The organism is Bacillus sp. SRB_8 (assembly GCF_003264205.1).
Taxonomy (GTDB): Bacteria; Bacillota; Bacilli; order Bacillales; family Bacillaceae_G; genus Bacillus_A; species Bacillus_A mycoides.
This window is the reverse complement of record NZ_NADT01000019.1, coordinates 505,125-511,464: the sequence shown is the minus strand read 5'-3', so window position 1 is coordinate 511,464 and position 6,340 is coordinate 505,125. Positions and strand designations below refer to the sequence as shown.

Sequence of the window (6,340 nt, the reverse complement as noted above, 5' to 3'; positions counted from 1 at the left end):
CTCCAGTTATTCCGGTAGGTCCAGTAGGCCCTGGAGGTCCACCAGAAGGTCCAGTTGCTCCGGTTATGCCGGTAGGCCCAGTAGGCCCCGGAGGTCCACCAGAAGGTCCGGTTACTCCAGTTATTCCAGTTGGTCCAGTAGGCCCTATTTGAGGTAAAGGAAAGGCACATTGAAAGGGTATGTGACAATTCTTTTTAAATTTACTCATTTTTTCACCTCCCTTATAAATTAACTAACAATTTATATTTATACTTTAACAACTTATGAGTAAACAACCACACGGGTGTAAGGAAAAAACCTATAATAATTACATAAAAGGTTTTAAGAGCAAGCCTTTATTTCACATTCCATACCAAAAAGAGCACTATATATAAGTGCTCTTCGGATCAAATCTCTTAGTGTAAAAGAGTACGTGATACCAAATGTAAGTTTTTCATGGATGTGAAGTATTGGAACAAAAACGCTATTTGATATGTAAAAGTTAGAGCACTTTGGAAAGTGCTCTGTAAAGGCTATTTATTCTAAAAAGAGAGGATAGAAGATATCATATGAGGTTATTTTTAATTGAGTGTGTATCTTTTGCACAAAAATTGCATTGTGTAGAAATGAGGAAGCTAAAAAAGAGCACCATGTACAAGTGCTCTTCAAGATAGGAGGTAACTCTATGAGCTGGGTCTAGGTTAGAAGTATATGGTGTGAAAAATAAATAAGAACAAAATTTTATAATCAGACTAATAAAAAAGAGCAGCTAGCAAAAGCTAACTACTCCATGCATAAGAAGAATACAATGGTCATTCGTATTCCAACTTGGTGTATCTATAGAATTAACATATTTTTTGAATTTATTCAGCCAGTAAACAAAGCAGTTAGCTAATTAAGCTAACTGCGATGTTCTCAATACTGTCTTTAAAGGATATGTGATTCGGCACAATTTCATGGGAAAAATAATATGGCTGTTAGCATACCTAAAATAAAAGGGAATCAATGTTACGATTCCCTTCTTTCACTATTGCCTCCGTTAGTAAACAAAATGACTGCCCTTGTTGAGCAATCGTTTCCTTCTAACTGTTACTCTTTAGGTAGTGAATTAAAATTTGGGAGAGTGTTTCTTAGTCCATCAAATGCCTGTTGTACTTTGGCAAGTTTCTCTTCGTCTGAGAATTTTGATAAATCATCTACTGAACTAACTCGAATACATAATGGACCAATATTTAACCGAATCAATCCCAATAATACTACCGTAGTCGTACAAGGAATGTTTATACATAGTAAATCACTATCTTCACAAACAGTGCCTTCTGGACATGTAGGGCATTCTTCTGTTTGTTGTATCGTTACATTTTCCATAGGGTCTTTTCTCCTTTCTATGAAGATATTACAAGATATGAAAGAAATACCCTATCTGACATGGACAAGCATCCTTTTTTAGTTAAAGGGGTATTTGGTAGTTTATTAATTCATTCTTTAATTAACATGCAACCGTTAGTTCAATTGAATGTAAAATAATTCGTACGTATAAATATATATATAAATAAGTTTTTTTAAAATAATTCACGAGATAATGATATTACGAAGTGTAGGAGTGAAACCCTCACTTTGGGATGAAAATTAAATTTTATAATGTAAACCCAAAAATAGAATAGGGTTTTTATCTTATTACTTTACGTTTGAAATGCTCAATTAACATCATATTTACCCTTTTTAGGTTTGCGTTTTCTATGTTTTTCACCTAATGTTCATTGGAAGTTCCATAGTTTTCTTAATTTTTTGGTGCATCAATCTAATAAAAATAAAAGAGCAGCCAGCAATAGCTAACTGCTTAGCCCCAGGGAAGGGAGAGGAGCGATTTGTTAGGTCTAAGGTTGAAATAAGGGTTTTAGATATTAAGACCTAAATATAGTATGGATTTCAATTTAAAAGTTATGCATATAAACTGTATTCATGCAAAAAATGGTTAACAAACAAAGCAGCTAGCTAATTAAGCTAACTGCAATGTTCTTAGTACTTTCTCTAAAGGATATGTGATTCGCACAATTTCATGGGAAAACTAATATGGCTGTTAGCCTACCTATAGTATCTATAATTTGTGGGAATTAATTCTTGAATTTTATAATAAAGGACCAATGAAAATAAGATGGCAGACAGTTGGTAAATGAACTGCCTGCTAAATGAATGAACAAATGTGATTTGGAAAGATTGAGCTACATCTGTAATAGCTCATGAGTAGTATAGTTAGAAACTTAAAAGTTTATTCATCGGGTAAAGTGAATTGAAAAACTTCATATTGCACGACAAAGTAGCTAGCTTAATAAGCTAACTACTTGTTTTACAAAAGAAAATTAGGCCCTACAAGTAAATGATATGTAACTTTTAGTTACAGCTATAGTATAAGCAGAATTAAAAATATTATGTGGGAGTGAAAATGAGCTTAATAAAAATCTCATTTTGTAAAGTTCAAATGCATCCAAAAGGAGAATAATCGAAGGATGCATTTGAACAGTAAATTTGTTATTAGAAATTTTGGTCATGTATACACATAACTAATGTTTAGTATGGGTTTAAATATAACAATGTATGCAAAAGAGCAGCTAGCAAAAGCTAACTGCTGCCTACAAGGAGATACAGAGAAAACTACTTTAAATGAGTTCTGGCTAACAGCCTATCTACATTATTGACGAAATATTGAGTTTTATTCAGGAGGGAGAGAAGTAGGCCATTAACATGAAGATGTGCCAATTCATATCCTGTAAGTACTAAATTAATGACGGGGTAGATTGAGAATGGATGATCCGATTAAGGAGATAGTTGGCGCTTGGTTTGTTGCAGTAGGGACAATTATTGCTGCGATTGGGAGTACACCTTTAAAAAGATTGAACAGCGAATTAAGAAAAGACTTGAACGTATGGGGGAATGTATTACAGGCAACGGGGAATGGTCTGGAAGCTGATGGACAAGGAGAAATATCCCTTGAATTGATTGGGAACGCAATCCAATCAATTGGTAATGTAACGGTTCTAACAGGACTCATTATAGAATTTGAAGATGAAACACAAAAAAATTAGTGATTGCAGGAAATTGGATACAAGCATTAGGTGGTGTTACATCAATAGGTGGGGAAATAGAGGATAGTTCCAATATAGATGAATCGTATAACATTGTCGGGAATGTGTTACAAGCGACTGGTAATTCATTACAGGCAATAGGTGGAATAGATGAATTGAAAGCTAGTCGGGATAAAGTGGAGGGAATTTCGGAAGGCGATGAGGAGGATGGACAGCTTATAGTGATTACGGGGAGTTGGGTCCAAGCGGTCGGTTCAGTAGTTTCATTAATCGGTCAAATAAGAGAAGAAAGCCAAGAGATAGAGGAAAATAATTCATAGAAAACCTAATAAAATAATCCTTTTCTAATAAGAAAGTTACTAAAATATGAGAAAATGATATAATAATACCAATTAAACATTTAGTCCTACTGGAAGAACCAGCGGACATCAAACTATAAAGAGCATTAGTGATATTGCTCTGTAGTTTGGTGTCCGCTTTTTGTTTTTTATTAACAAAATAAATAAGGGGTGTTTTTATATATGATGCAATTAACTTTCTTACCTAAAATTGACCGAAAAGCAACACAGGTTCGTTTAGAAGAGATTTTAGAAAACGTTCGTATTTACAGACAATTTGGGATGATTAGAAACGAGATGAGGGTCACAGCCTCTAGTGAGGTAAGATATCATGGTCCAACAAACATAGTAGGAAAGCCAGCTGAAGATGTTGCTTTAGCAAATGTTGCAATGAGTGAAAGAGAATTAAAATTACAACGTTTATCTTTTCAAATTGATAAAGCATTAAGTCGATTTAGCAAAAATCAACGAGATATCATTGTAAAACGATATTTGGAAGATGAGGAAGTCTTTGATTATATGATTTATAACGATATTGGTATGAGTGAACGTACATATAGAAGAAATAAATCTAATGCTTTTTATAAATTAGCTTTCGCTCTTAGATTAGAAGTATATGAGATAGAAGAGCAGAATGGGAGGGAGTATCTATGAACTTTGTTCAACCTATTCGTGATCCAGAACAAATACAACATATTAAAGAATATCTAAAGGAAAACAATGAACGTAATTATATTTTGTTTGTGATGGGAATTAATACGGGGTTGCGTATAAGTGATATTCTAAAGCTTAAAATAGGCGATTTAAAGGGTAGTCATATTTCAATGAGAGAAAAGAAAACGGGTAAACAGAAACGGATTCAATTGACACCAGCATTAAAAAGAGAATTACGTTGGTACATTGAAGAAAGAGAAGATAGTGAGTATTTAATTAAGAGTCGAGAAGGAAAGAATAAACCGATTGGTCGCAGCATGGCATATAAGATACTTAGAAGTATAGCAGCAGAGTTCGGATTAGATGAGATAGGGACACATACATTACGTAAGACATTTGGGTATCACATGTATACGCAGACGAAGAATATAGCCTTACTTATGGAGATATTTAATCATTCATCTGAAAGGGTTACGTTAAGATACATAGGTGTCAATCAAGATGCGATGGATAAAGCTATGATTAAATTTAAAATATAGCAACATCCTTTTTATTTTTTGATTTTTATAATTACCCATTTTTTATGTGTTGTGTAACTCAAAAAGAGAAGGTTTATGAAGCTATGAATATCAAGGGCTCTAGCGAAAGGGTCAGTTACACAAAATATAAGATATGGGTAAGTGAAGAAACGGCATAAAAAGAAGCGTAGTTCGTCAAATGGACGTAATGCTCCATTACCATCAAGTTAAGAAATTCATTGTTTCCGATTAATAGTATCCGTTTTTATGTGATTGTTATTGATTCTAAAAAAAATAAAAAATCGCCTTAGTAAAGGCGATTCATAATTTATTCATTTTGTATTCTTTTGATAAATAAATATCTTTTAAAATTAAATGCAATGTTCTACATTAACGTGTTTCTGGATCTTTGTCTTTTTTTCTAAGACCAAATAATCCTACTAGTCCCAATAAACCAAGCCCAATTATTATTTTTATCACGATTATCATTTAAATCATTTGTCGTATTTACATTTCGAGTTCTCACATCATTATTAACTCTATTCATGTTATTGTCATTAACTCGAGTTGTAATATTATTATTGTTAACTCTATTCGTATTATATCCATCGTATTCAGCATGGACGCTTGTACCAAAAACCATAATAGTTAGTAATAGGGCACCTAAAATAGATGAAAGTTTTTTCTTCATGGTTTTCCCTCCTTTCGTATTTAGTAATGTCTCCAGTTCCTTTAGACAATATTCGGTTGAAAATATATAAAACCATTTGAATTGAAATTCCGATAAACATCTTTAATTTATATTATTAAAAGTACTTATAATAATGGATTAAGTTAATTGAAATGTATTTATTCTTTATAAGAATAAATTTTTGGTAACGGTACATTCTATGAGAGGTAATTACTATATTTGGGTAAGGTGTTCCTTATGAGTTATAAGAACTTATTTTCTTTAATCCAGAACATGGTTGGGAAAATTTTTTCTATAGTAAGTATTGTTGCTAAAAGTCTAATTTCTTTAAGGAGGAATATTTTTATGGGTATTTTAAGTGGAAATCCACAAAATGAACCAATGCACTACGGAGAAGTCTTTGGGATTTGGAGTTACCTTGCAGCGGCACAAGGTGCAATTGCTGGATATCAAGTTCTTATTAACCACACAGGAGACGAGGATTTAAAGAAATTTTTAGAAAACCTTGTAGAGAATGATATCCAATCAGAAGTTGAAGAATTAAAAAATATATTAAAATTGAATGGTGTTGCATTACCACCAGCACCTCCAGAAAGACCAGTTGCATCTATTGAAACGATTCCTCCTGGTGCTCGTATTAATGATGCAGAAATTGCAGCTAAAGTTTCTATGGATCTTGCTGCTGGGTTAGTAGCATGTAGTCAAGCTATGGGACAATCTCTTCGAGAAGATGTTGGAATGATGTTTGGTCAATTTCATATGAAAAAAGCACAAGCTGGAGCTATATTACTTCGACTGAATAAGAAAAAAGGTTGGATTATTCCGCCTCCATTACATGTTCTACAATCAGATCAAGCATAATACCTAAATAAAATTCAATCTATTCTTTATGGCTGTTGTAGTGAGGTTGTCTAGGGAAATAAAGGCTATTAGTAAATTAAAATAAGTGGCAGAGTTTTGACCGCTTTTTGGCAGTATATGTGCCGGTTGTTTTGGAATTAGCATGTTATAGTTGTATTGTGAGTAGTAGGGGAAAACATTGCTCACAAATAATATAAAAACACGTGAAAAAATATG

General features: G+C 33.0%; 4 protein-coding genes and 3 pseudogenes. 4 read left to right on the top strand and 3 right to left on the bottom strand.

Features of this window, described 5'->3' with window-relative positions; all coding sequences use genetic code 11:
* Both B5P40_RS34390 and B5P40_RS18165 read right to left on the bottom strand, forming a co-directional pair.
* A pseudogene (locus B5P40_RS34390) lies at positions 1–208 on the bottom strand (BclA C-terminal domain-containing protein); the annotation flags it as partial.
* 860 nt (positions 209–1,068) lie between these two features.
* Entirely contained in the window at positions 1,069–1,347 is a 279-nt protein-coding gene (locus B5P40_RS18165; RefSeq protein ID WP_002127130.1) for a hypothetical protein, read from the bottom strand.
* A 1,433-nt stretch (positions 1,348–2,780) separates the two neighbouring features.
* Between B5P40_RS18165 and B5P40_RS34385 the strand changes: the two are divergent.
* The 3 genes and pseudogenes from B5P40_RS34385 to B5P40_RS18140 all read left to right on the top strand — a co-directional run bounded on the left by B5P40_RS34385 (position 2,781) and on the right by B5P40_RS18140 (position 4,593).
* Positions 2,781–3,382: pseudogene (locus B5P40_RS34385) on the top strand (DUF6944 family repetitive protein).
* Positions 3,383–3,583: 201 nt separating this feature from the next.
* The gene (locus B5P40_RS18145) at positions 3,584–4,054 is read left to right on the top strand and encodes an ArpU family phage packaging/lysis transcriptional regulator (RefSeq protein WP_002127133.1); all 471 of its coding nucleotides are present in this window, start codon (positions 3,584–3,586) and stop codon (positions 4,052–4,054) included.
* Positions 4,051–4,593 (top strand): site-specific integrase, encoded by a 543-nt coding sequence (locus tag B5P40_RS18140; protein WP_002127134.1) that lies wholly within the window; start codon positions 4,051–4,053, stop codon positions 4,591–4,593. Before B5P40_RS18145 ends, B5P40_RS18140 begins: the two co-directional genes overlap by 4 nt.
* Before the next feature lie 369 nt (positions 4,594–4,962).
* Here the strand turns inward: B5P40_RS18140 and B5P40_RS18135 are convergent.
* Positions 4,963–5,263: pseudogene (locus tag B5P40_RS18135) on the bottom strand (WGxxGxxG family protein).
* Positions 5,264–5,608: 345 nt separating this feature from the next.
* Here B5P40_RS18135 and B5P40_RS18130 point away from each other — a divergent pair.
* Positions 5,609–6,124 carry a DUF3231 family protein gene (locus B5P40_RS18130; protein WP_000512143.1) on the top strand — a complete coding sequence of 172 codons (516 nt, stop codon included), beginning with the start codon at positions 5,609–5,611 and terminating at the stop codon, positions 6,122–6,124.
* Positions 6,125–6,340 lie beyond the last annotated feature (216 nt).